Below are 24,088 nucleotides of genomic sequence, written 5' to 3'. Positions count from 1 at the left end.
CGCAATGTTAAATCGCTTCGGCGATCGGCGCCGAGTCAAAAAAGGCATTGCATGGATCTTCGCAAGGATCGGTCGCTCGACGAATTGGCGCGTTTCGGAAACGTAGCCCAGTTCGTTAGCTTCTCGCCTGACAGCGGCGGACTTGCCCAGACCTATTCTCGCGTCGCCGGTTACCCAGCGAACCACGTCTTCGCTGACCTTTCCGCGGCGGTCGAAGCCTTGCTGGGCGCCGCGGCTGACGGAACCGTGAACGTTCGTAGCTACACGCCCGATAGCCCGAGAAGCCGCGAGTTCGTTTATGGCCTAGCCGATGTGGAGGCTGTGCTTGCCACGGTCGCCCGCCTGAGCGCGGAAGGGCTGCACCTTATCATCAACGAGACAGTCGATATTCAAGACGGTGGCGTCTCTGGCGTGGTTCAAGACGGAGTGATGGAGTTCGCACCGGATGACACGCCGCGTTGTGTCGAAAAGCCAGGGGTAGCCTCGCTTCCGCGCGATTGGGGTGCGAAGCTACTTCAGTCGATCTACGGGTTTGCTCCCGAACTTCCGCTCGACGGGCGGACCGAATTCAGCATTCACCCTAAGCCGCGTGGGTGGCGGCTCACCCATACGCTGCTCTGGGAACATGAAGGTACTTTTGCCGAGACGGCGACGGCTACCCTCGCTTGGCCGAACCGCTTCAGCAATCATATCGGCGACAAGGCCTATGGATTGCTGATGGCGGATCTAGCGGGTCTGCCGGTGCCGAGGACCGAAGTGATCGCGCGCCGCGTCGCACCCTTCCAGTTCGGCCGGCCGACAGGGAGCAACGAAGTGTGGATCAGAACCAGTCCCAGGGTGCAGGAGCCTGGGCTCTTCACGACCCACAAGGGCTGGATAGATCCCTTCAAGCTCCTTGCCGAGGAAGATCCGACAGGCGATCGCATCGCATCAATACTTCGGCAGGACGCCGTTCCAGCAGCGCACAGCGGTGCTGCGATCGTCGATGGCGACGGAGACTTCGTGGTAGAAGGCATTTCCGGCGAGGGCGACTTGTTCATGCTTGGCCACCGTAAGCCGGAACGCTTGCCTGGTGATGTCGTGGAAGCGGTCGAAGCCATGCATTACCGAGCGCGTAAGATCTTCGGCCCCGTCCGCTTCGAGTGGGTCTATGACGGCAGGAAAGTATGGATAGTCCAATTCCATGTCGGCGCCACGAACAGCACTCAGCGGATGCTGGTGCCGGGCGAGCGAGACCACTGGGTCGTTTTTCACGTCAGCGAAGGGCTAGAGGCACTTCGCAACCGTCTGAACGATATCGACCCTACGTCAGGGTTGGTGTTGCTGGGAGACGTCGGCATGACCAGCCACATCGCCGATCTAGTCAGGAAGGCTGGCGTGCCCAGCCGCGTCATGCCGCTCGGCAGTCCGTCGTAAGGGACCTTGCTAAACACATCAGAGGCGGTCGAAAAGTGATCCCATGCGAGGACTGAACAAGCGCTCGTAGCTCTTGAGCAGTGTGCTATCGGTCATGGAAGCCACGTAGTCGCAGATAGCCCGCGCACCCACTGTCTCATACATCGCAAAGACTTGCGTCGGTAGGAGACGCCGAGGGTCGGAGGCGAGCGCTTCGAACACGGCAACGACCATGCGCTGCCCCTTGAACTCAAGCTGCTGCACGCGCGCACCATTGATCACGTCCTCGACGACCAAAGCCTGCAACGCGTCGAGCAGGTCGCGGGGCTCTTCCGGCAGCCTCGCCCGATTACGAAGCAGCGTATGCTCAAACTCGATATCCTCGACGATGTCGACCGCTCGGAGGAAGTGGTGGACGAGGCGGCCGATGGCGCGCTTCCGCATGGCGGGAGCACCGAACAAGGAACCGATCAGTGAATCATACGGCGCGCTTCTGTCGTCCGTAAGCGGGCGTTCGCCGATAGCTGATAGCAACCCAGCGCAACGGCCGGCCGGCAGGAAATCTCGGAAGCGCTCTTCGTCGATCAGGCCGAGAGCAATGGCGTCCTCGAGATCGTGGACTCCGTACGCAATGTCGTCAGCAACATCCATGACGCTGCAGTCGAAGGATTTGTAGAGCGACTTGGCGTGCGCCCCGACACGAGGAGAGCTTTGGACAAAACGGGCACGGTCCTCCGGAGATAATGGCTCGAAAATCCAACCGACTATCGCCGCGTCCTCGTCATAATAAGCTTTAGCTGGCTTGCTCGTGTCTCGGTCGATGACGCTTACGGTCGACATGCCGGCATGAAGCGATGGCACTATCGACTGATCAATAACCGCCGACCTTTCTACCGGGTATTTGAGCAATCCGAGCAGGCTTCGCCTGGTAAGATCCGCACCGTGATCGGGAACGTAGCTTTCCAAGCGCGCGACGATGCGAAGCGTCTGACCGTTGCCTTCGAAGCCACCGTGGTCCCGCATACAATAGTTGAGCGCCAGTTCGCCCCCATGACCGAACGGCGGGTGGCCCAGGTCGTGCGCCAGGCCGATCGCGGAGATGAGTTCGGTGGGCGGTAGAAGACCCGGCCCTGCACATCCGCGCATGTGAAGCTGCTGGATCACGCCCGCCGCGACCTGTGCTACTTCGAGCGAATGGGTCAGGCGCGTCCGGTAGAAGTCGTCGTCACCGAGTGCGAGGATCTGCGTCTTGCCCTGGAGACGGCGGAATGCGCTCGAATGAACGATCCGCGCGTAATCCGTTTCGGCAGGTGTTCGCGCGTCATCGGCGTGCGCCCTACCCCCACTGCGTCGAGCGAACCAGAGGTCGGATTTTTGATCTATGTCGGGCAAATTCATGCCTGTAGAACGAAATTTATGAACAACACGCACCAACCTCACATACGTCCAATTTAAAGGGCATACTGCTCCCAATTGCCATTGTGGACGCGTTCTACTTTAGTTACCAAGCCGGCCACGTTCGGAACGCCGCCCTCAACAACGAGTTCTACGATTTTGGGTTTGGTCTTGGTGCCAGTCTTGCCCCCATCGGTAGGATAGGCTGCGAGCGGGAGGAAAGTCGATTTGCCGCGCGGCTGCGGCACGTACAGCGTCTGACCGCTGTTGATGCCCGACAACAGGATTTCGTCACGGTGGCGGTCGAGCAGCGCTTTGGTGTCGATCGTCAGCACCGTTTGCGGATCCTTCGAATAGGCCTTGGCGCCGAGCAATCGTTCCAGGCGCTCGCGCTCGACCCAGAAGAAGGTCTTTCGATTGAGGATCTCGTACCAGTCACGTGGCGTCAACCCGTCCCGAAGACACTTCAAAAGGGATGCCTCGAACATCGGCTTGTTGTCCCGCACAATCGCGTCCGGCAGGCCAGGCGCCTTCAACGTCACACACTGTGGCCGGCGCGCAGACTCGATTGCGAAACGTACATCCCCCTCTACGCCGTAGAGATCGAGGAGGCGAGAGACGCTCAATAGGCCGTTTTTCTTGATAGATGGCCAGCTGCCGTCGGTGGCCATGTGCCACAAGCGGGGATGGCGCGCGATCAGTTCTTCTTCGGTCAATTCCTTCTCCGATCGATCATTCCGCCTTGGCGCGGGTCCGTGGAGATAAGCGACACCGGCACGCCGGTCACTTCTTCGATTTGGCGGACCAGCTCACGCGTATGCTCCGTCAGATCTTCGAATTGCGGAACGTCCACATTGTCAATCGACAGATAGTCGGCGAAAGTTAGCGCAAATTCGGTCTGGCCCACCACCGCAGATGCGGTGGACGCCGTCCGCCGCTTTGGCGGCTTCGACTATCTCGAAAAGCCGATTGACGAGGAGCGGCTGCTCACCGCCATCGACGAGGCCGCGACATGGAGCCGCACGCGCCGCGTCGCGCTTGCTCGCACCGCCGCGTTGAGCGCGCGCGAGCGCGAAGTTTTCGGGCTGCTCACCCGCGGCTTCAGCAACAAGATGGTCGCGCTGGAGCTGGGGCTCAGCCCCAAGACCATCGAAGATCATCGCGCCGCAGTGATGGCCAAGACCGGGGCGCAGGGTCTTGCGGACCTGATCGCGCTCGCCAGCGCAGCAGCACCAGGCACCGGTGCGCAAGCACAGGCTGCGGGGCAGTAGCACCTGCGGCGGGGACCAGTGGCGGGAAATAGGGGGCAGTGTCGGCGGTTCGACTCCGTCCCCCGCACCTCTCTCCCCCGCAATTGCAAAGACGCTTGCGCAGCCCGCTTCAGCGGGACGGCGATTGCGAACAGTCTCCCGTAAGGCACCGGCGCCTCTGGCCTTCCACCTGCAGCGCGGCTAGTCTGCACATGCGAAGGTCGGGGGAATGGCATGCGTTTCGTGCGTTCGAGCGTTTCGGGGATTGTTCTGGCTGCGTTGCTGGCAGGGTGCGGCGGGGGCGGAAGCGGCTCCTCCGGGAACGTGGTCCAGCCCGGCACGGGCTCGAGCAGCCCCACCCCTACCGCGAGCGCCTGCACGCTGCGCGCGCGCCAGGACTGGATTCTGGCGACGATGCGCGAATGGTATCTGTTCCCCGAGACGCTGCCCGCCAGCCTGGATCCTTCGGGCTATACCAGCGCCGACGCCTATCTCGACGCGCTGACCGCCACGGCCCGCGCGCAGGGGCGGGACCGCTACTTCACCTACCTCACCTCGATCGCCGAGGAGAATGCCTATTATTCCAGTGGCTCCAGCGCCGGCTTCGGCTTCCGCCTGAGCAGCGACGGCGCGCGAACCATCACCGTCGCGGAAAGCTTCGAAGGTGGCAACGCGCTGCAGGCCGGCATCGATCGGGGCGCACAGATCCTGGCAATCGGCACCAGCAGCAGCGATCTCCGCGACGTCAGCGACATCATGGCGGCGCAAGGATCGGCGGGCGTGCAGGCGGCGCTCGGGCCAGATACCAGCGGCACCACCCGCGTGCTGCGGGTGCGGGACCCGAACGGCAGCGTCCGCACCGTAACCCTCGCCAAATCAGACTTCACCCTTGCGCCGGTCTCCAGCCGCTATGGCGCGCAGATCCTCACCGATCCGAACGGCGGCGGGCGCGTGGGCTATGTCAACCTGCGCACCTTCATCACCACCGCCGATCCGGCGTTGCGCAGCGCCTTTGCGACGTTCAAGGCGCAGGGGATCGACAAGGTGATCGTCGATCTGCGGTATAATGGCGGCGGCCTCGTCTCGATCGCCGAATTGTTCGGCGACCTGCTGGGCGGCGCGCGCGCGCCTACCGACGTGTTCGACTATACCAGCTTCCGGCCGGAAAAGTCCGCGAACGACGCAGTCCGCCTGTTCGCGCCCAAGCCAGAATCGATCAGCCCGACGCGCGTCGCCTTCATCGGCACGCGCGCCACTGCCTCCGCCAGCGAACTGGTGATCAACGGCATGATCCCCTATTTTCGCGCGAACCTTGGGCTGATCGGCACCAACACCTATGGCAAGCCGGTCGGCCAGGTGGCGCTCGACAAGACGGAGTGCGACGATCGCCTGCGCGTGATCGCCTTTGCAACGCAGAACGCCAACCGCCAGGGCAGCTATTTCAGCGGCCTGGCAGGCAATGTCGAGGCGAGCTGCGCGGCTGCCGACGATCTGTCGCAGCCGCTGGGCGACGTGCGGGAGGCGTCGGTGAAGGCTGCGCTCGATTTCGTCGCCGGGCGCAGCTGCAGCCCGATCGGCGGCACGGGCTTCGTTCGGCTGGCGGCGGCACCGAAGGAGCTGCTGACGCCGGAGCGCCCCAGCACAGCCCAGCGCGAAGTGCCCGGCCTGTTCTGACGCGCTTCTCTACACTTTCTGATGAGCGCAAGTAACCGCAAGTAAACACAGGTTAAATTGCAACCATCCCTTGTCTGGCCGGTTTATCGAGCACGTCCAGGAGGGAACACATGAAGACATTGATCTTGTGCGGCGCGTTTGCGTCGCTCGCGATGACGGCTGCCACCGGTGCCGAGGCACCCGCCAGCGTCAGCACGCAAACCGAGCCCATGGCCCCGGCGCAGATGACAATGCCCCGCGACGCGATGGGCTATGCCCGCAAGGCCGGCGCCAGTGATCTGTACGAAATCGAATCTTCCCGTCTCGCGCAGCAGAAGGCGGGCAGCGGTGCGGTCCGCCAGTTCGGCCAGATGATGATCGAGCATCACACGATGACGACGCAGCAGCTGACCAGCGCCGCGCGCGCCGCCGGCATGACCCCGCCGCCGCCGGCGCTCGAACCGCGCCAGCAGAAGATGATCGACGAGCTGCGCGGCCTGTCCGGTGCGCAATTCGACGCCGCCTATCTTCGCCAGCAGCGCATGGCACACCAGGAAGCGCTCGCGCTGCATTCCGGTTATGCGGAGAATGGCGACAACGCAGCATTGCGCAAGGTGGCCGCCGCTGCCGTGCCGATCGTGCAGCGCCACATCGATCTGCTCGCCCAGCTGCCCAAGAGCTGAGCGGCCCGCGCGACCCGCTGGAACGCACGTTTGCCGCCGATCTTGGCGGCAAGCGTGCGGCGGGTCGACCCGCGGGGACTGTAAGGTTAGGAACAGGCGTCCGTCCTAAGGGTGCCCGTCATGCAGTCCCCGTCCGAAACGCCCGCCGCCGTCCGCATCCTCGTCGTCGAGGATGATGCCCAGCTCAACGCGCTGCTCGTCCGGCAGCTGACCACGCTCGGCTATGCGGTGGAGAGCGCCGAAGACGGGCGCGCGGCGATCGCCACGCTGGCCCGTGCGCAGTTCGACGCGGTGCTGCTCGATCGCATGCTGCCTGCGATCGAGGGGGTGGAAGTGCTGCGCCGCATGCGCGGCGAAGGCGTGGAAACGCCCGTGATCCTGCTCACCGCGCTGGGGCTGACCCAGGAACGGGTGGAGGGTCTGGAGGCCGGCGCCGACGATTATATCGTCAAGCCGTTCGAGATCGACGAACTCCATGCCCGGATCCGCACGGTGCTGCGCCGACGCAGCACCCCCGCGGCCGACAACGCGACGCTGAGCGCAGGCGACGTGACGGTGAGCGTGCTGCGCCACCGCGTCACCCGCGCCGGCAAGCCGATCGAATTGCAGAAGACCGAGTTGAAGCTGCTCGCCGAACTGGTGCGCGAAGCCGGCAGCGTGCTTTCGCGCAAGATGCTGATCGAGCGCGTCTGGGGCTACGATTTCGTGCCGGCCACCAATATCGTCGACGTTCACATCCTCAAGCTGCGCCAGCGGCTGGAGATGCCCGGCCTGCCCGATCCGATCGCCACGGTGCGGGGCGTGGGCTATATGTTCCGCGCCTGAGCCGTGCCGCCGCGGCGCCTCCATTCGCTCGGCCGGATCGCGATCGCCTTCGCGCTCGGTCTGTCGGCCGCGACGACGCTCGCCGGCGTGGGCGTATACCTCGCACTGCTCGACGCGATCGACCATCAGGTAGACCTGCGCCTGCAGGCCGAGGCGCGCGAACTGCTGGAACGCAATGCCGACCTGCCCGAAATTGCCCGGCGCATCGCCCGCGAGAGCAGCGAGCGTGAGAGCGCCGACATCGGCTTCCTGCTGCGCGACACACGCGGCCGGGTGATCGCCGGCAACATCGCGCCCGCGCGTCCGCTGCCGATCGGCATCTCGACGCTCCGGCACGATGCGGCAATTCCCGGCCTCAGCCGCGGCCGGGCCCTGGTCAAGCGGCTGCCCGGCGGCGAGACGCTGGCACTGGTCGCGGAAAGCGAACCGATCGACCAGCATGATCACCGGCGCATCCGGATCCTTGCGATGGGCTTCGGCGCGGTGGTGGTGCTGCTGCTGATCGGCACCTTCGCACTGATCCGTGCGATCCGCGTCAACATCGCCGCGATCGGCGGCACCGCCGAGGCGATCATCGACGGCGACCTGCGCGCCCGGGTACCGGTGAACCGGCCCGGCAGCGCGTTCGGCGGGCTGGCGGTGACGTTCAACCGCATGCTCGACCGGATCGGCGAGCTCATGATCGGCATGCGCAGCATCTCCAATGACATTGCGCATGATCTGCGCACCCCGCTGGCAAGGCTGCATGGCCGCCTCGCAGCGCTGGCCGACGCACCCGAGGCGGCACCGGTGCGGGAGGAACTGGCGGATGCGGTTGCGGAGAGCGAGGAACTGCTCGCGATGTTCGCGGCGATCCTGCGCATCACCGAAATCGAGGGTGGCGAGCGTCGTGCGGGGTTCGAGCGGCTGGATCTGGCCGCACTCGCGGCGGAGGTCGGCGAAGGACTGGCGCTGCTGGTAACCGAAGGCGGCCGCAGCTTCATGCCCGCTCCATCGGCGGAAGCCATACCCGTCGATGGCGACCCGCGCCTCCTTACCCAGTTGCTGGTCAACCTGGTCGAGAACGCCGTGATCCATACGCCGCCGGGAACGACGATCCGGCTGGCGGTGCGCCGCGAGGGCCGCATGGCGCTGCTCTCCATCGAGGATGACGGCCCCGGTATCCCCGCCGCAGAGCGCGATCGTGCCTTGCGGCGCTTCGGCAGGCTGGACGCCAGCCGGAACACGCGCGGGCATGGCCTCGGCCTGCCGCTCGCGATCGCGATTGCGCGGCTGCATCATGGAACGCTGGTGCTGGAAGACGCGGCCCCCGGCCTGCGCGTGACCCTGCGGCTGGCACTCGCCGCCTGATCTTCAGATTTTCAGGAACAGAAAAGGGCGGCTGGTGGAGCTGAGGGGAATCGAACCCCTGACCTCTGCAGTGCGATTGCAGCGCTCTCCCATCTGAGCTACAGCCCCGCCGCCTTGATCCCGGGCTGGACCCGGGAAGGCGCTCCCCTTAGCGAGCCGAAACGTGCGATGCAACCGGCTTGTCGCGTCTGGCGGATGCTTTTGCGTTGCGCGCGGCGAAGTGCCTGTGACGCAGGTTAAACTCGCGGAACCCATCCGCCCCTCCGCTCGCTTGGACGACGCGTGACGGCAAGCATGCCGCAGCCGCCGAAATCTCAGCAGGAGAGATACGATGGACGACCGCAACAACCGCTACGGCCCGTACGGCCCCACCGGCTACAACGACAGCAGCAGCCAGGGCGACTATGGTCGCGATTACGGCTCCGGCCGCGATTACACCTATAGCAGCGCGCGCGACTATGCCGCTGCCGGCGAACTCGGACGCGGCCGGGACCGCAACCAGCGCGATGACTGGAACCGCGGACGCTCGGACTCGCGCAACCAGGATCGCTCGACCTACGGCGCGCAGGGCTATGGCCAGCGCAACCAGGAACGCAGCGGCTGGAATGACGGCGACCGTGACTGGAGCGACTATGGCTCGCGCAGCTACGACAATTACGGCGGCTATTCGGGCCAGGACCGCGAGCGCGACTATGGCCAGCGCACCTATGGCAACAGCGACTGGGGCAGCCGGGATTCGTTCGCGCGCAGCTATGGCCAGCAGGATCAGGGCCGCAGCAGCTACGGGCGGCAGGATCAGGATCGCGGCGCCTATGGCTATGACCGCGACCGCGGCGGCAACGGTGCGCGCGGCTATGACCGCGACCGCGGCGGCAACGACCTGCGCGGCTATGACCGGGACCGCGGCTTCTTCGACCGCGCGGGCGACGAGGTCCGCTCGTGGTTCGGGGACGAGGAGGCAGAACGCCGCCGTCGTCAGGATCAGCGCTATGACGAGCAGCAGGCGCGCAGCGAAGGCCATGCCGACAATCACTATGGCGAATGGCGCCGCAGCCGGATCCAGGAATTCGACCGCGACTATGACGAATATCGCCGCGAAAATGCGCAGCGTTTCCACAGCGAGTTCGACAGCTTCCGCACCGAGCGTACCGGCCAGCGCGATTCGCTCCGTCGCGTGACCGAGCATATGGAAGTGCTGGGTTCGGACGGCAGCCATGTCGGCACCGTCGACAAGGTGCGCGGCGACCGCATCATCCTGACCAAGAACGACACGGATGCCGAGGGTCGTCACCACTCGATCCCGTCGCGCTGGATCCAGACCGTCGACGACAAGGTGACCCTGCGCAAGACCGCCGAGGAAGCCAAGAATCACTGGCGCGACGAGGAACAGTCGGGCGCGATGTTCGGTGAGGACAAGACCAAGTCCACCGCCACCACCACGGACCAGAGCGCCACGCGCGACAGCTCGCAGGACTGGAGCACCACCGGCAATCTGAATTCGAGCTTCAAGGGCACCTACTAGGGTCCGCTGAAGCCAAAAAAGGGGGCCGTCCGGCAGTGCCGGGCGGCCCCCTTCCTGTTTGCGTTAGAAGTCGACGCGGTCCGCGTTCATCACCTTGGTCCAGGCCTTGCCGAACGCTTCCACGAACGCCGCCGCCGCATCATCGGTCGCATAGGCTTCGGCCAGCGCCCGCAGCTGCGAGTTGGAGCCGAAGATCAGATCGGCGCGGGTGCCGGTCCACTTGGCCTCACCGGTCTTGCGATCCCTGGCGACGAAGCTGCCGTCGCCCTGCGCTTCCCACTTGGCAGTGAAGCTGGTGCGCAGCAGATTGCGGAAGAAGTCGTTGGTCAGCGTTTCCGGGGTTTCGGTGAACACGCCGTGGCGGGAGCCACCATGGTTGGCGCCCAGCACACGCAGGCCGCCCACCAGCACGGTCATTTCCGGTGCGGTAAGCGTCAGCAGCGCGGCACGATCCACCAGCAGTTCCTCTTCGGACCAGCCCATCGTGTCGGCGGCATAGTTGCGGAAGCCGTCGACCTTGGGCTCAAGCGCTTCGAAGCTGTGCGCGTCGGTCTGCGCCTCGGTCGCATCGGTGCGGCCCGGCGCGAACGGAAGCGACAGGTCATGCCCCGCCTTCTTCGCCGCCGCTTCCACCGCAGCCGTGCCGCCGAGTACGATCAGATCGGCGAGCGACACCTTCTTCCCGCCGGCCTGGCCAGCGTTGAACTTTGCCTGGATGCCCTCCAGCACGCCGAGCGCCCGGGCCAGTTCTGCCGGCTCGTTCACCGCCCAGTCCTTTTGCGGGGCAAGGCGGATGCGTGCACCATTCGCGCCGCCGCGCTTGTCCGAACCGCGATAGGTGCTGGCCGATGCCCAGGCGGTCTTCACCAGCCGCGCGATCGAAAGCCCCGAGCCAAGAATCTCCGCCTTCAGCGCCGCGACATCGGCGGCGTCGATCAGCGGGTGATCCACTGCAGGCACCGGATCCTGCCAGAGGCGCGGCTCGGCGGGCACTTCCGGCCCGAGCAGCTTGGCATGGGGGCCGCTGTCACGATGGGTCAGCTTGTACCAGGCCTCGGCAAAGGCATGGGCGAACTGGTCCGGGTTCTCGTAGAAGCGCCGCGAGATCGGGCCATAGGCAGGGTCGAAGCGCAGCGCGAGATCGGTGGTCAGCATCGTCGGGCGGTGCTTCTTCGACGGATCATGCGCGTCCGGGATCACCTCGCCTGCGTCCTTCGCCACCCACTGGTGTGCGCCGGCCGGGCTCTTGGTGAGTTCATACTCATACTCGAACAGGTTCTTGAAGAACCCCATGCCCCATTGGGTCGGCGTCTCGGTCCAGGTGACTTCGAGGCCGCTGGTGATCGTGTCGCCGGCATTGCCGGTGCCATAGCTGTTGGACCAACCGAGCGCCTGCATCTCCAGCCCCGCGCCTTCCGGCTCTGCGCCGATATACTGGCTCGGGTCGGCAGCACCGTGCGTCTTGCCGAAGGTATGGCCGCCGGCGATCAGCGCGACGGTTTCCTCGTCGTTCATCGCCATGCGCGCGAAGGTCTCCCGGATGTCGTGCGCGGCGAGCAGCGGGTCGGGATTGCCGTCCGGCCCTTCCGGATTGACGTAGATGAGGCCCATCTGCACCGCCGCCAGCGGGTTGGACAGGTCACGCTCGCCCGAATAGCGGCCGCCCGGCTTGTCGCTGGTCTGCAGCCATTCGCGCTCGGGGCCCCAGTTGATGTCGCGCTCCGGCTCCCACACGTCGGCGCGGCCGCCGCCGAAGCCGGCGGTCTTGAAGCCCATCGACTCGAGCGCGCAATTGCCGGTGAGGATCAGCAGATCGGCCCAGGACAGCGCCCGCCCGTACTTCTGCTTGATCGGCCACAGCAGCATCCGCGCCTTGTCGAGATTGGCATTGTCCGGCCAGGAGTTGAGCGGCGCGAAACGCTGCGTGCCGGAGCCCGCGCCGCCGCGGCCGTCGCCGATGCGATAGGTGCCGGCGCTGTGCCACGCCATGCGGATGAACAGCGGGCCATAATGGCCGAAGTCCGCGGGCCACCACTCCTGTGAATCGGTCATCAGCGCGAAAATGTCCGCCTTCACGGCGGCCAGATCGAGCTTCTGGAATTCGGCGGCATAATCGAAGCCGGCGCCCATCGGATTGCCGGCGGGGGGGTTCTGGTGGAGCACGGAAAGGTCGAGCTGGTTGGGCCACCAGGTCCGGTTCGTCATGTCGAACAGGACGGCGTTGCCCTCCATCTTGCCACCATGCATCGGGCATTTGGATTCAGCGTTCATGGGAAACCTCACTGGGGACAGGCGTTGAATGTGCCCATACGCTGCCACGGGCCACGGAATTGAAAAAACAGATAAGCTCGCAGACACTAATCGAGTATTCCATCGGCCCGCAGTAGCTTTGCGTATGGTTGACTTGCCCTGCGATAGCGGCGCAGCGAACGATTGTTGGCGCGTGGATGGATTGCCTGCCAGAATTGGTTACAGTTGCGACCATCGCCAGAACATTGACACCGGAGAGCCTTAATGACCGATGCCACCGAAGCCGATCTGACCGGCGGGACCCCCCGCGCCCGCCCCGAGGGCGATCTCCAGAAGATCGGCGATCGCAAGCTCAAGCCGGCGACGATGATGATGGGGCACGGCTATGATCCGATGCTCTCGGAAGGCGCGCTGAAGCCGCCGATCTTCCTCACCTCCACCTTCGTCTTCCCCAATGCCGCGGCGGGCAAGCGCCACTTCGAGGGCGTGACCGGCAAGCGGCCGGGCGGTGCCGAGGGGCTGGTCTATTCGCGCTTCAACGGCCCGAACCAGGAGATCCTGGAGGACCGCCTCGCCGTCTGGGAAGAGGCGGAGGACGCGCTGGCCTTTTCCTCGGGCATGTCGGCGATCGCGACGCTGTTCCTGTCGATGGTCAAGCCCGGCGACACGATCGTCCATTCCGGGCCGCTCTATGCCGCGACCGAGACGCTGATCTCGCGCATCCTCGGCCGCTTCGGGGTGAACTGGCTGGATTTCCCCGCCGGTGCCACCCGCGAGGAGATCGACGCGGTGCTGACCAAGGCAGCGACCGGCAATGTCGCACTGATCTATCTGGAAAGCCCCGCCAACCCCACCAACGCACTAGTCGACGTGGAAGCGGTCGCCGCCAGCCGCGACGCGATCTTCACGGGCGACAACAAGCCGCCGATCGCGATCGACAACACGTTCCTCGGCCCCCTCTGGGCGCAGCCGCTCCGCCAGGGCGCCGACATCGTCGTCTACTCGCTGACCAAATATGCCGGCGGCCATTCGGACCTGGTGGCAGGCGGCGTGCTCGGGACCAAGGCGCACATCAACACCATCCGGCTGATGCGCAACACGATCGGCACGATCTGCGACCCCAACACCGCCTGGATGCTGCTCCGCTCGCTGGAAACGCTGGAGCTGCGGATGAGCCGCGCAGGCGAAAATGCCGCCAAGGTGTGCGAATTCCTCGCGAGCCATCCCAAGGTGGAGAAGGTCGGCTATCTCGGCTTCCTCGAGCGCGGCGAGGACAAGCGCCAGGCGGACATCTATCGCCGCCACTGCACCGGCGCGGGCTCGACCTTCTCGCTCTATCTGAAGGGCGGCGAGAAGGAGGCATTCGCCTTCCTCGATGCGCTGAAGATCGCCAAGCTGGCAGTGAGCCTGGGCGGCACCGAGACGCTGGCTAGCCACCCGGCGGGCATGACGCACCTGTCGGTGGCGGAAGAACGCAAGCAGGCGCTGGGCATCACGGACAATCTGGTCCGCATCTCGATCGGCGTCGAGGATGCCGACGACCTGATCGCAGACTTCGAGAATGCGCTGAAGGCGGTTTGAACAGAGCGTCGTCCCCGGGGCCCGGCCCCGGGGACGACGTGCGTCAGGTCAGCCCCAGAGCCGATCGCGATAGGCCTCGAAGCAGCGCGCACCGCAGCGCAGACGGATCAGCGCGCCTTCGGCCATCGCCGTCGCCCGCCGCGGATCCTCTTCCACTGCCGGGCGGATCGCCTCGCGGTTCCAGTCCTCGCTATGCTTGATGTCGAGCACCGCGTGCAGCGTGAAATAGCGTGCTTCCTTGGGGCTGAGCCCGACGCGCTTCAGCCCCTCGGCCGTCGCCGCCGAGCGGCCCGGCGCAGTGAGTTCGATCACGCCCAGCGCACCCACCGAATGCCAGGCATAGCGCCGGCTGCTCGCCATCGCGGTCATCGCATTGGCGAGGCACAGGCTTTCCCAGACAGTGTTCTCGATCACCGGGGTAACGGCGAGCGTCTCGACCAGCGCATCGAGCATCGGCCCGTGCATGCCCTTTTCGGTGCCATGGCCCATCTCGTCCCAGTAATTGCGGGCGAGTTCCAGCTTTGGGCGTGTCGGCAGCTTGACCTGCGTCATCGCGACCAGATCGTCGAACCCCGCCTCACCGGCGGCTTCCTGCTCGAAAAACCATCGAAGCTGGTCTCGGTCCGCCTCCGCGGCAAGCCATGGGAAAAGCGGATCGCCCTGCCCCGGCCCGGTCGCCTTCAGTTCTTCGAACCAGGCGATGAAGCCTTCGACGTCGGTGGGTGCTTCGGCCGCTTCATCGGCCACTTCGGCGCGCAGTTCCTCGAGGAACGCGCCCTGCAGCCGCTCCATGCGAACGTCGCGCTCGAACAGGCGCTGCCAGTCGTCGGAAGGGAAGCCGGGTTCGAGCCGCTCCCGATTCCAGTGGGCGAGGCCGCGCTGGAAGCTGTCGGTAAGAAACTGCGAACGGATGCGTGGCGCAAAGTCGCGCGCGAGCGTTGCCATGGGAAAACTCTCTCCTGCTTGGCCGCCTAAACCCCCGGCCGCGCGGGGGAGTTCCGATCCCCTTAACTAGATCAACCAGTTGGCTGTCGCAGGATTGTCACCTGCCGCGCCGCATGCATGGGATGCACTCGCCAAGGCCAAGTAGGTAATTGCAACAATTGCACGCGGCTCGATAGGGCTGCATGGCCGCCAACGATGCAGCCCTGAGAGGATCCATGACCCGTATCGCGCACCCCGGACTCGCCGCCAAGGTCACCACGGCCGAGCACGCTGCCTCGTTCATTGCCGACGGCATGACGGTGGGGATGAGCGGATTTACCGGTTCCGGCTATCCCAAGGCGGTGCCGATCGCGCTCGCCGCGCAGATCGAGGCGGAACACGCCGCCGGCAAGCCGATGCGGCTCAAGGTGTGGACCGGTGCGTCGACCGGCCCGGAGCTGGACGGCGCGCTGGCGCGCGTCGACGGCATATCGGCACGCCTGCCCTATAATTCGGATCCCATCGCCCGCGAGAAGATCAATGCAGGCGACATGGACTATGTCGACCTGCACCTCAGCCAGGTCGCACCGCTCGCCTGGGAAGGGTTTCTCGGGGCTCTGGACGTCGCGGTGATCGAAGTCGCCGGCATCCGCGAGGATGGCTCGCTGATACCCTCCACCTCGGTCGGCAACAACAAGACCTGGCTCGATGTTGCCAAGCGCGTGATCCTGGAGGTGAACCACTGGCAAAATCCGGCGCTCGAGGGGATGCACGACATCTATTACGGCACGGCGCTGCCGCCCAACCGCGTGCCGATCCCGCTCACCGCGCCCGACCAGCGCATCGGCCAGCCGACGCTGCGCTGCGATCCGCACAAGGTCATCGCGGTTGTCGAGACCAACGCCCCCGATCGCAACCTGCCCTTCGCCGCGCCCGATGCCAGCGCGATCGCCATCGCCCAGCACCTGATCGAATTTTTCCGCCACGAAGTCGGCAAGGGCCGGCTGCCGCCGTCGCTGCTGCCGCTCCAATCGGGCGTGGGCAACATCGCCAATGCGGTGCTCGCCGGGCTGATGACCGCGCCGTTCGAGAACCTCACGGCCTATACCGAGGTGCTGCAGGACGGGATGCTCGACCTGCTCGCCGCCGGCAAGCTGCGCATGGCGAGTTGCACCGCCTTCTCGCTGAGCCCCACCGCCGCCGAACGGCTGAACCAGGATCTCGATCGGTTCCGCGACCGCATCCTGCTGCGCTCGCAGGAAATCAGCAACCACCCCGAAGTGGTGCGGCGCCTCGGCTGCCTGGCGATGAACGGGATGATCGAGGCGGACCTGTACGGCAACGTCAATTCCACGCACGTCATGGGTTCGCGCATCCAGAACGGAATCGGCGGATCCGGCGACTTCGCGCGCAACGCTTATATTTCGATCTTCATGTCGCCTTCCACGGCCAAGGGCGGGGCGATTTCCGCCATCGTCCCGCACGTCTCCCATGTCGATCACATCGCACAGGACGTGCAGATCGTGGTGACGGAACAGGGCCTGGCCGACCTTCGCGGCATGGCACCGCGCAAGCGCGCCGAGCAGGTGATCGAACGCTGCGCCCACCCGAGCTACAAGCCGATGCTGCGCGACTATTACGAACGCGCGCTGGCCGGCAGCTACGGCAAGCAGACGCCGATGCTCCCCGGCGAAGCGCTTGCCTTGCACCAGCGGTTCATCGATACGGGATCGATGCTGTAGAACTACCTAGGGTCGCTTCCACGGGACGCGCCGGCCGCAGCCGGTCGCTATAATGGCCTTGCGTCGCGGCGAAATCCGCCGCGGCAAAGGGCCGCAGCGCGTGAGACGAAATCAGACGACACGGCAATATGACCCGCTTGAGCGGTCCTTGCGGCGACGCGTTGTCGCGGCATCGGCTGCGGTGGTGATCATGGTGCTGGCGCATCTTGCCCATCCCTTCGTCAGCACGCCCGATGCTCGCGTGATCGACGGTGCGCTGGAATTCGGCGGCGCCGCGGTGGCCCTGCTGCTGCTGCTGCTGGGCGGGCCCCAGTCGATCAACGCGCTTCGGCAGCGGCGGGAAGAAGCGGATCGCGCCCATTTGGAGCGCAAGCAGATCAACCACCTGTTCCGCATGACCGAAATGCTGCAGAGCGCCAACGGCTATGCCGATGCCAATGCGGTACTGGGCGCCACGATCGATTCGCTGCTCGCCGGATTCGGCGGCGCGCTCTACGTTTTCAACAATTCGCGGGACCGGCTGGAGCTGTCCGCCAGCTGGCACTGGCCGGACGCCGATACGCTGCGCCCGATGCTCGCGCCTTCGCAATGCTGGGCGCTGAAGCGCGGCAAGCCGCACCTCAATGCGGAAACTTGCGGCGCGCTGCGCTGCGAACACCATCTCGGCTCCGCCACGGTGCTGGAACTGCCGATGACCGCGCACGGCGAAATCCAGGGCATGCTGAAGATCGCCACCGATCTGCCGGAAGCGGCAGCGGAACTGACGCGCATCCAGCCGCTGGCCACCGCGATTGCCGACGCCATGTCGCTCGCGGTCTCCAACATCGCGCTGCGCGAGAAGCTGCGCACCCAGGCGCTGCGCGATCCGCTGACCGGGCTGTACAACCGCCGCTACATGGAAGACGCGCTCGGCCGCTATGCCAGCCTTACCGAGCGCAGCGGCACACACCTGTCCGTCATCATGATCGACCTCGATCACTTCAAGAAGCTCAATGACGAGTTCGGCCATGCCGTGGGCGATTCGGTGCTGCGGGAGACCGCCGCGACGATCCTGGGGGCGCTGCGCACCTCCGACGTCGCGTGCCGCTATGGCGGCGAGGAGCTGCTGGTGATACTGCCGGAGTGCCGGCTCGAGGAAGCCGTCGCCAAGGCGGAAATCCTGCGCGAACGTATCGAAGCTCTGTCCGCCATGCACGAGGCGAAGGTTTCCGCCTCGTTCGGAGTCGCCGCCATGCCCGAAAGCACCCGCGCGGTGGCCGACCTGCTCGGCATGGCCGATGCCGCGCTCTACCAGGCGAAGGAAGGCGGCCGCAATCGTGTCGTCGCCGCACCCAGCCGCGAAGCGATGGTGCTGCCCCTCGCGGCCGAGTGACGCCAGACGACTTCCCCCCTTGGCGTCGCTCAGTTAAGCCTTGGCAATGCAGGGGACTTTCCAGCGCGCCGCGCTCGCACTCGCCGCCACGTCGCTTCTCGCGGCGCCGCTCGCCGCCCAGACCGGCTATGAGCACGCCGATCCGCTGGTCGGCACCGGCGGCGAAGGGCACACGTTCCCCGGCGCGGTCGCCCCGTTCGGGATGGTGCAGCTGAGCCCCGATACCGATACCGGCTGCGAGATCCGCCAATGCTACGGCCACGCCGCCGGCTACCGCTATGACGATCCGACCATCCAGGGCTTCTCGCTGACGCATTTCTCCGGCGCCGGCCATTCGGACCTCGGCGATTTCCTGATCGCGCCGGTTGCGGGAGACATCGTGCCGCTCGAGCCGGGCGATCCCAGGAAGCCGGGCTCCGGCTATCGTTCGCGCTTCGCCCATGCCGACGAGATCGCACGACCCGGCTATTATGCGGTCACGCTGCAGGACCAGGGCGTCCGCGCCGAGATGACGGCAGGCACGCGCGTCGGGGTCGAGCGCTATGCCTTCCCCATGGGCAAGGCCGCGCATCTGGTGCTGGATCTGCGGAGCTCGCTCTACAATTATCCGGGCAAGATCCTGTGGTCGTCGGTGCGCGTGCGGCCGGACGGGACGATCACCGGCGCACGCGAGACGCGCGGCTGGGCGCCGGCCCGCAAGCTGTTCTTCGCGATCCGCCCTTCGGCGCCGCTCAAGGCCCACGCCTTTGTCGATACCGAAGGCAAGGTGCCCTATCGCGGCTTCCAGGGTCCTGGCCGGGGCGACGATGGTGTCGTCCAGCTCCAGGGGCGCTCGATCGTCGCCCGGCTCGATTTCGGTGTGCTGGATCGGCCGCTGGAGCTGCGTGTTGCGCTTTCCAGCGTCGACGAGGATGCGGCGCTCGCCAATCTCGCCACGGAATCCGGCGACTTCGACGCCGTCCACGCCCGCACCACTGCGGCCTGGCGGCAGGCACTGGGTGCGATCGAAGCGCAGGGCAGCCCCAAGGCGCTGCGCAACTTCTACTCGGCCTTCTACCACACGCTGATGGCGCCCAGCGTCTTCTCCGACGCCGACGGCCGCTATCGCGGGCCCGACGATCAGGTCCACCAGGCCGAGGGCTTCACCTTCCACTCGACCTTCTCGCTCTGGGATACCTTCCGCGCCGAGCATCCGCTGCTGCTGCTCGTCCAGCCCGAAGCGCGCAACCGCGACATCATCAAGTCGCTGATCGCCAGCCAGCAGGCGAGCCCCTTCGGCATCCTGCCCGTCTGGCAGTTCCAGGGCCGCGAGACCTGGACGATGATCGGCTATCATGCGGTGCCGGTGATCGCCGATGCGTATCTCAAGGGCCTGCGCGGTTTCGATGCCGGGGCGGCGCTCGACGCCATGGTGGCAAGCGCCACCTACGGCCCTTATGGCGGGCTCGACTGGTACCAGAAGCTTGGCTACGTGCCGATCGACAAGGAGCCGGAAGCCGCCTCCAAGACCGTCGAATATGCCTATGACGACTGGACCATCGCCCGCATGGCCCGCGCGCTGGGCCGCGACGATCTCGCCGCAACGTTCGAGAAGCGTGCGGGGAACTGGCGCAACAGCTTCGACGGGAAGACCGGCTTCCTCCGCGCCCGCAAGAGCGACGGCGGCTATCGCGAGCCCTTCGACCCCACCGCGATCAACTATGGCTCGGATTATACCGAGGGCAATGCCTGGCAGTATTCGTGGTTCGTGCCGCAGGACCAGGCCGGCCTGTTCCGCCTGATGGGCGGCGATGCGGCGGTGGTCCGCAAGCTCGACGCGATGTTCGACTTCGACAATTCCAGGCTCGACTACAGCCATGCCGAGGACATTGCCGGGCTGATCGGCCAGTATATCCACGGCAACGAGCCCAGCCACCATGTCGCCTATCTGTACAGCTATGCCGGCCAACCCTGGCGGACCCAGGAACGGCTGAAGCAGATCGTTGACAGCCAGTACAAGCCGACGCCCGACGGGCTCGCGGGCAATGACGATCTCGGCCAGATGTCCGCCTGGCTGGTGTTCACGATGCTCGGCTTCTATCCCGTGGCGCCGGGCTCGAACCAATATGTGCTGGGGCGCCCGTTCCTCCAGCAGGCTACGCTGACGCTGCCCAACGGCAAGCGCTTCACGATCAGCGCGCCCGGGCTGTCCGATCCCAATCGCTATGTCGGCAGCGTCACGCTGAACGGCCGCAAACTAGACCGGGAATATGTGACGCACGAAGAGCTGATGCGCGGCGGCGAGCTGCGCTTCACGATGCAGGCGACGCCGAACCGGGCGGTCGTACCGATGGCGGGGCGGCCGTTCTCGATGTCGCGCTGATCCTCTCCCTCGAGGGAGAGGATAGCGAAGCTTGGCGCTTCAGCGCCTAGCGCAGCTTGGAGAGGGTGAGCGGCGCGCATGCGCGCCGCGCGGCTGGTTGCCCGCAGCACTGCCCCTCTCCCTCCCACCGCCTTCGGCAGCGGGCCCTCCCCCTCCCCGGTGGGGAGTGGGATCCAGCGCCTCAGCCGTCGCCGACGCGCTCGATATCGGCGCCGACGCCCTGCAGCTTCTCTTCCAGCCGCTCATAGCCGCGGTCGAGATGGTAGACGCGGTTGACCTGCGTCTCGCCCTCGGCCGCGAGGCCGGCGAGGATCAGGCTCATCGAGGCGCGCAGGTCGGTCGCCATCACCGGTGCGCCGGTGAGCTTCGGTACGCCGCGCACGATCGCGGTGCGGCCGTGCACTTCGATATCGGCACCCATGCGCGTCAGCTCGGGCACGTGCATGTAGCGATTCTCGAAGATCGTCTCGGTGAGCGTGCTCGCCCCGTCCGCCTTGCACAGCATCGCCATGAACTGCGCCTGCATGTCGGTGGCGAAGCCCGGGAAGGGCGCGGTGTTCAGCGTCAGCGGGCGCAGGCCATGATCGGCCGCGATCCGCACGCCGCTGGCGCTTTCCTCGACCGTGACGCCCGCCTCGACCAGGGCGTCCAGCGTCGCGCGCATGTCCTCCGCCGATGCGCCGACCAGCTCGACGTCGCCGCCGGTGATTGCCGCCGCGCAGGCATAGCTGCCGGCTTCGATGCGGTCCGGCATCACTGCGTAGGTGGCGCCGTGCAGCCGGTCGCGGCCGTCGATTTCCAGCGTTTCGGTACCGATGCCGCGGATCACTGCGCCCATTGCGACCAGCAGGTTGCACAGGTCGACGATCTCGGGCTCGCGCGCCGCGTTTTCGAGCACGGTGGCGCCGCGCGCGGTGGAGGCCGCCATCAGCGCATTTTCGGTCGCACCCACCGAGACCACCGGGAAGCGGAAGCGGCCACCCGAAATCCGGCCGCCCGGCGCGATCGCCTTCACATAGCCGGCGCTGAGCTCGATTTCGGCGCCCATCGCCTCGAGTGCCTTGAGGTGCAGGTCGATCGGACGATTGCCGATCGCGCACCCGCCGGGCAGCGACACGGTCGCTTCGCCTTCGCGCGCGAGCAGCGGACCCAGTACCAGGATCGAGGCACGCATCTTGCGCACGATGTCGTAGGGCGCGACCGTGGAGGTCAACCGGCTGGCGCGCACCGAGAGCACTCTGCCGAATTCGTTCGGTCGCGTGCCCTCTACCGAGGTCGATGCGCCCAGCTCATTCAGTAGATGTCCGAAGCTGTCGACGTCTGCCAGCCGTGGCAGATTTCTGAGCGTCAGTGGCTCATCCGTGAGCAACGCACACGGCATCAGAGTGAGGGCGGCGTTCTTCGCGCCGGAAATCGCGATCTTGCCGGCAAGCCGATTGCCGCCGCGGATGAGGATACGGTCCATGGCGAGCTTCTAGCCGCTCTGCGCGTCCGCGCAAGCGGTGGGCTGCTGGAGGGGCTTGATCGATTTTAATGCACTGATTTCGTTGCGCTGCTTTGCAGGAGGGCCCGGGGGAAAGTGCAGAGCGTGTCAGCCAGTTGTTTTGCCGATGTTTTGAGCGAGTTCATCGCGCTCACGCCAAAGGAGCGCGAGGCGCTGGATGCGCTCGAGTTGCGCCAGCGCCACATCCGGCGCGGGGCGATCCTGCAGCGTGAGAACGAGCCATGCGGAGAATTGTTCATTCTCCGCAAGGGATTGATGATGAGCTACGTGCTGCTGGACGACGGCAGCCGGCAGATCCTCCGATTCCTGTTCCCGGGCGACATGCTCGGTATTTCCTCCGCCATCTATCAGGAAGCGCCGGAGACGCTCTGTGCCCTTTCGGACACGGTGGTCTGCCCGTTCGACCGGGCAGCGCTGTCGGAAATTATGCAGCAGCATCCGCGGCTTTCCGCGATGATCCTGGTCTACAGCCAGATCGAGCGGGTGGCGCTGACCGACCGACTCGCCGCACTGGGCCGCACCAGCGCCAAGGCGCGGGTCGCGGCGCTGCTGCTCGACCTGCGCAATCGGCTGCGGGCGACCGACAAGTCGATCGACCGCGAATATACGCTGGGGCTGACGCAGGAGGAAATCGGCGATGCGACCGGCCTCACCGCGGTGCACGTCAACCGCATGCTGCGCCAGCTCGAAGAGGAAGGGATGATCGCCCGCGAAGGCGGCCGAGTCACCCTGCTCGACCGCGCGGCGCTGGCCGGCGCCGCGAACTACGTCAATCGCTACGAAGGGCTCGACCTGCGCTGGCTGCCGCCGGCGCGGTGAGCCGTGCGGGAAGCCTCCTCCTCGATCGTCATTCCCGCGGAGGCGGGAATCCATTTGCGAGGGCGCTGGGGAAAGAACCGAAGTTTCAGCGCCAATGGATCCCCGCCTTCGCGGGGATGACGGGTGTTGTGCTTTGGGGATGACCCACCGCCGAGAAAAACGGCGCAGCCAGGGCGCCTAGGCCTTTTCCAGCGTGCACTGCAGCGGGTGCTGGTTCTGCCGGGCGAAGTCGATCACCTGCGAGACCTTGGTCTCGGCGACTTCGTAGCTGAACACCCCGCAAACGCCCACGCCGCGTTGGTGCACGTGGAGCATCACCTGGGTCGCTTCCTCGATGTTCATGCGGAAAAAGCGCTGCAGGACGAGAACGACGAACTCCATCGGCGTATAATCGTCGTTGAGCATCAACACCCGGTAGGGCGTCGGCTTCTTGGTGCGGGTGCGGGTACGCGTGGCAATGCCGACCGCGTTGTCGTTACCGCGATCGTCCTGGTCGCCATCCTCGGCCATCCGAATCTCAACTGTACGAAGCTCGACCATAGGGGTCGCAAAATATGTCGCGCTGCCCCCAAGGGCAAGGCGTCGCGCCGGGCGGACCGCATTTTGTGGACAAGAAAAAGGGCAGCCGCCGTAGCGACTGCCCCAATTCGGTCCTTCGCAGGTCGGCAGGGCCGATCAGGCGTTGGTCTTCACCTTCTCGACGGCAACCGCGAAACGGTTCGAGATCGGCTGCGCGGCGTCGCCGGCCAGCTTGATCATCGCTTCGGTGTGCTTCGAGGCTTCGGCGACATAGGCGTCGAACGCGCTGCGCATGTAATCGCTCTGCAGCTTGAAGAAGTCGGTCGGCGACTTGACCGAGGCCAGGTTCTTCATCGCGGCAGTCGCGCTCTCGAACGAACGGCGGCTGTAGTCGGCCGCTTCCTGGCCGAGCGACTCGAAGCCCTTGGCAGCGATGCGGCCGGATTCGACGAGCGCTTCGATGTTGCCCTTGGCGAAGTCATTGGCTTCTTCGACGAGCTTGGTCGATTTCTCGACGGCAGCCTTGGCGCGCTCGTTCATGTCGCCGAACACGTTGTGGGCCTGGGTCGTCGCGTTCTCGAAATTGGTAGCCATGGTGGTCATTTCCTTCGCGGTGCTGGTGGTGACCGCCGGCGCGACGGTCTCTGCTGCTTCGATCACCGGTTCGGCCACGGCGTGGGCCGTTTCCGCGGGTGCGGCGATCGCCTCTTCAACGTTGGTCTTCACTTCCTGCGGTGCAGCGGCTTCGACCGGCGCGGGCACCAGTGCCGCGGCCGGGACGATTGTCTCGGCTACGGGAGGTACCGCCGCAGGCGGGGCCGCGGCAGCTTCGGCCAGAATCGCGGGCTTCGGAGCGCCGCGTGCCGCCATTTTGGCGGCGGGTTTGGCCGTCGTCTTAGGTCCCTTGCTGGCCATGTGACTAGCTTCCCTGCCTATTGCTGC

General features: G+C 65.7%; 19 protein-coding genes, 1 tRNA gene and 1 pseudogene. 12 read left to right on the top strand and 9 right to left on the bottom strand.

Annotation, left to right across the window (positions count from 1 at the left end; translation table 11 throughout):
* The first annotated feature begins 51 nt into the window (after positions 1-51).
* The gene (locus V7E00_RS00535) at positions 52-1,416 is read left to right on the top strand and encodes a hypothetical protein (RefSeq protein WP_333570864.1); all 1,365 of its coding nucleotides are present in this window, start codon (positions 52-54) and stop codon (positions 1,414-1,416) included.
* Between the two features lie 18 nt (positions 1,417-1,434).
* On the opposite strand, the gene V7E00_RS00530 is transcribed toward V7E00_RS00535, so the two are convergent.
* The 3 genes from V7E00_RS00530 to V7E00_RS00520 are packed head-to-tail and all read right to left on the bottom strand — an operon-like array spanning position 1,435 to position 3,697.
* Positions 1,435-2,793, bottom strand: a complete 1,359-nt coding sequence (locus tag V7E00_RS00530) for an anti-phage deoxyguanosine triphosphatase (protein ID WP_333570863.1) — start codon at positions 2,791-2,793, stop codon at positions 1,435-1,437.
* 53 nt (positions 2,794-2,846) lie between these two features.
* Positions 2,847-3,506 carry a DUF7002 family protein gene (locus V7E00_RS00525; protein WP_333570862.1) on the bottom strand — a complete coding sequence of 220 codons (660 nt, stop codon included), beginning with the start codon at positions 3,504-3,506 and terminating at the stop codon, positions 2,847-2,849.
* Positions 3,503-3,697 (bottom strand): hypothetical protein, encoded by a 195-nt coding sequence (locus V7E00_RS00520; protein WP_333570861.1) that lies wholly within the window; start codon positions 3,695-3,697, stop codon positions 3,503-3,505. Before V7E00_RS00520 ends, V7E00_RS00525 begins: the two co-directional genes overlap by 4 nt.
* On the opposite strand from V7E00_RS00520, the pseudogene V7E00_RS00515 reads away from it, so the two are divergent.
* The 5 genes and pseudogenes from V7E00_RS00515 to V7E00_RS00495 form a co-directional block, all read left to right on the top strand.
* Positions 3,684-4,061 (top strand): annotated as a pseudogene (locus V7E00_RS00515) (response regulator transcription factor); the annotation flags it as partial. The gene V7E00_RS00520 and the pseudogene V7E00_RS00515 sit on opposite strands and share 14 nt — an antisense overlap.
* A gap of 213 nt (positions 4,062-4,274) precedes the next feature.
* The gene (locus V7E00_RS00510) at positions 4,275-5,714 is read left to right on the top strand and encodes a S41 family peptidase (protein ID WP_333570860.1); all 1,440 of its coding nucleotides are present in this window, start codon (positions 4,275-4,277) and stop codon (positions 5,712-5,714) included.
* A gap of 110 nt (positions 5,715-5,824) precedes the next feature.
* Positions 5,825-6,376, top strand: coding sequence for a DUF4142 domain-containing protein (locus V7E00_RS00505; protein WP_333570859.1), 552 nt, complete (start codon positions 5,825-5,827; stop codon positions 6,374-6,376).
* Positions 6,377-6,496: 120 nt separating this feature from the next.
* On the top strand, positions 6,497-7,201 hold the full coding sequence (locus tag V7E00_RS00500) for a response regulator transcription factor (protein ID WP_333570858.1): 705 nt from the start codon (positions 6,497-6,499) through the stop codon (positions 7,199-7,201).
* Positions 7,202-7,204: 3 nt separating this feature from the next.
* Positions 7,205-8,551: a HAMP domain-containing sensor histidine kinase gene (locus V7E00_RS00495; protein ID WP_333570857.1), complete on the top strand. Its 1,347-nt coding sequence runs from the start codon at positions 7,205-7,207 to the stop codon at positions 8,549-8,551.
* Positions 8,552-8,583: 32 nt separating this feature from the next.
* Here V7E00_RS00495 and V7E00_RS00490 read toward each other — a convergent pair.
* Positions 8,584-8,659 (bottom strand) — tRNA-Ala (locus V7E00_RS00490).
* Between the two features lie 223 nt (positions 8,660-8,882).
* On the opposite strand from V7E00_RS00490, the gene V7E00_RS00485 reads away from it, so the two are divergent.
* Positions 8,883-10,073, top strand: a complete 1,191-nt coding sequence (locus V7E00_RS00485) for a DUF2171 domain-containing protein (protein ID WP_333570856.1) — start codon at positions 8,883-8,885, stop codon at positions 10,071-10,073.
* 63 nt (positions 10,074-10,136) lie between these two features.
* On the opposite strand, the gene katG is transcribed toward V7E00_RS00485, so the two are convergent.
* Positions 10,137-12,344 carry a catalase/peroxidase HPI gene (katG, locus tag V7E00_RS00480; protein ID WP_333570855.1) on the bottom strand — a complete coding sequence of 736 codons (2,208 nt, stop codon included), beginning with the start codon at positions 12,342-12,344 and terminating at the stop codon, positions 10,137-10,139.
* Between the two features lie 243 nt (positions 12,345-12,587).
* Between katG and V7E00_RS00475 the strand changes: the two genes are divergently transcribed.
* Complete coding sequence (locus V7E00_RS00475) at positions 12,588-13,904, top strand: cystathionine gamma-synthase family protein (RefSeq protein WP_333570854.1); 1,317 nt, start codon at positions 12,588-12,590, stop codon at positions 13,902-13,904.
* A 48-nt stretch (positions 13,905-13,952) separates the two neighbouring features.
* Here the strand turns inward: V7E00_RS00475 and V7E00_RS00470 are convergent, their stop codons facing one another.
* Positions 13,953-14,849, bottom strand: a complete 897-nt coding sequence (locus V7E00_RS00470; RefSeq protein ID WP_333570853.1) for an iron-containing redox enzyme family protein — start codon at positions 14,847-14,849, stop codon at positions 13,953-13,955.
* A gap of 215 nt (positions 14,850-15,064) precedes the next feature.
* Here V7E00_RS00470 and V7E00_RS00465 point away from each other — a divergent pair, with 215 nt between their 5' ends.
* The 3 genes from V7E00_RS00465 (at position 15,065) to V7E00_RS00455 (ending at position 20,304) form a co-directional block, all read left to right on the top strand.
* Positions 15,065-16,570 carry an acetyl-CoA hydrolase/transferase family protein gene (locus V7E00_RS00465; protein WP_333570852.1) on the top strand — a complete coding sequence of 502 codons (1,506 nt, stop codon included), beginning with the start codon at positions 15,065-15,067 and terminating at the stop codon, positions 16,568-16,570.
* Positions 16,571-16,718: 148 nt separating this feature from the next.
* On the top strand, positions 16,719-17,942 hold the full coding sequence (locus tag V7E00_RS00460; RefSeq protein ID WP_333570851.1) for a GGDEF domain-containing protein: 1,224 nt from the start codon (positions 16,719-16,721) through the stop codon (positions 17,940-17,942).
* Between the two features lie 46 nt (positions 17,943-17,988).
* Positions 17,989-20,304 carry a GH92 family glycosyl hydrolase gene (locus V7E00_RS00455; RefSeq protein WP_333570850.1) on the top strand — a complete coding sequence of 772 codons (2,316 nt, stop codon included), beginning with the start codon at positions 17,989-17,991 and terminating at the stop codon, positions 20,302-20,304.
* Positions 20,305-20,485: 181 nt separating this feature from the next.
* Here the strand turns inward: V7E00_RS00455 and murA are convergent, their stop codons facing one another.
* On the bottom strand, positions 20,486-21,769 hold the full coding sequence (gene murA / locus V7E00_RS00450; protein WP_333570849.1) for a UDP-N-acetylglucosamine 1-carboxyvinyltransferase: 1,284 nt from the start codon (positions 21,767-21,769) through the stop codon (positions 20,486-20,488).
* Between the two features lie 150 nt (positions 21,770-21,919).
* On the opposite strand from murA, the gene V7E00_RS00445 reads away from it, so the two are divergent.
* A complete protein-coding gene (locus V7E00_RS00445; protein WP_333570848.1) occupies positions 21,920-22,627 on the top strand; it encodes a Crp/Fnr family transcriptional regulator in 708 nt (235 codons plus the stop codon).
* Between the two features lie 177 nt (positions 22,628-22,804).
* Here the strand turns inward: V7E00_RS00445 and clpS are convergent, their stop codons facing one another.
* Together clpS and phaP are read right to left on the bottom strand one after the other, a co-directional pair.
* The gene (gene clpS / locus V7E00_RS00440) at positions 22,805-23,137 is read right to left on the bottom strand and encodes an ATP-dependent Clp protease adapter ClpS (protein WP_064310916.1); all 333 of its coding nucleotides are present in this window, start codon (positions 23,135-23,137) and stop codon (positions 22,805-22,807) included.
* A gap of 165 nt (positions 23,138-23,302) precedes the next feature.
* Complete coding sequence (gene phaP, locus V7E00_RS00435; protein ID WP_333570847.1) at positions 23,303-24,061, bottom strand: phasin family protein; 759 nt, start codon at positions 24,059-24,061, stop codon at positions 23,303-23,305.
* Between the last annotated feature and the right edge of the window lie 27 nt (positions 24,062-24,088).

This window comes from Sphingomonas sp. (assembly GCF_036731925.1).
Lineage (GTDB): Bacteria > Pseudomonadota > Alphaproteobacteria > Sphingomonadales > Sphingomonadaceae > Sphingomonas.
The sequence above is the reverse complement of the archived record's forward strand: the minus strand, read 5'-3'. Positions and strand labels throughout refer to the sequence as shown.

Bases quoted from the DNA above. Each gene is read 5' to 3' on its own strand.
- V7E00_RS00535 (WP_333570864.1), top strand. From the start codon at position 52: ATGGATCTTCGCAAGGATCGGTCGCTCGACGAATTGGCGCGTTTCGGA.
- V7E00_RS00530 (WP_333570863.1), bottom strand. From the start codon at position 2,793: ATGAATTTGCCCGACATAGATCAAAAATCCGACCTCTGGTTCGCTCGA.
- V7E00_RS00510 (WP_333570860.1), top strand. From the start codon at position 4,275: ATGCGTTTCGTGCGTTCGAGCGTTTCGGGGATTGTTCTGGCTGCGTTG.
- V7E00_RS00505 (WP_333570859.1), top strand. From the start codon at position 5,825: ATGAAGACATTGATCTTGTGCGGCGCGTTTGCGTCGCTCGCGATGACG.
- V7E00_RS00500 (WP_333570858.1), top strand. From the start codon at position 6,497: ATGCAGTCCCCGTCCGAAACGCCCGCCGCCGTCCGCATCCTCGTCGTC.
- V7E00_RS00485 (WP_333570856.1), top strand. From the start codon at position 8,883: ATGGACGACCGCAACAACCGCTACGGCCCGTACGGCCCCACCGGCTAC.
- katG (WP_333570855.1), bottom strand. From the start codon at position 12,344: ATGAACGCTGAATCCAAATGCCCGATGCATGGTGGCAAGATGGAGGGC.
- V7E00_RS00475 (WP_333570854.1), top strand. From the start codon at position 12,588: ATGACCGATGCCACCGAAGCCGATCTGACCGGCGGGACCCCCCGCGCC.
- V7E00_RS00470 (WP_333570853.1), bottom strand. From the start codon at position 14,849: ATGGCAACGCTCGCGCGCGACTTTGCGCCACGCATCCGTTCGCAGTTT.
- V7E00_RS00465 (WP_333570852.1), top strand. From the start codon at position 15,065: ATGACCCGTATCGCGCACCCCGGACTCGCCGCCAAGGTCACCACGGCC.
- V7E00_RS00455 (WP_333570850.1), top strand. From the start codon at position 17,989: ATGCAGGGGACTTTCCAGCGCGCCGCGCTCGCACTCGCCGCCACGTCG.
- murA (WP_333570849.1), bottom strand. From the start codon at position 21,769: ATGGACCGTATCCTCATCCGCGGCGGCAATCGGCTTGCCGGCAAGATC.
- clpS (WP_064310916.1), bottom strand. From the start codon at position 23,137: ATGGCCGAGGATGGCGACCAGGACGATCGCGGTAACGACAACGCGGTC.
- phaP (WP_333570847.1), bottom strand. From the start codon at position 24,061: ATGGCCAGCAAGGGACCTAAGACGACGGCCAAACCCGCCGCCAAAATG.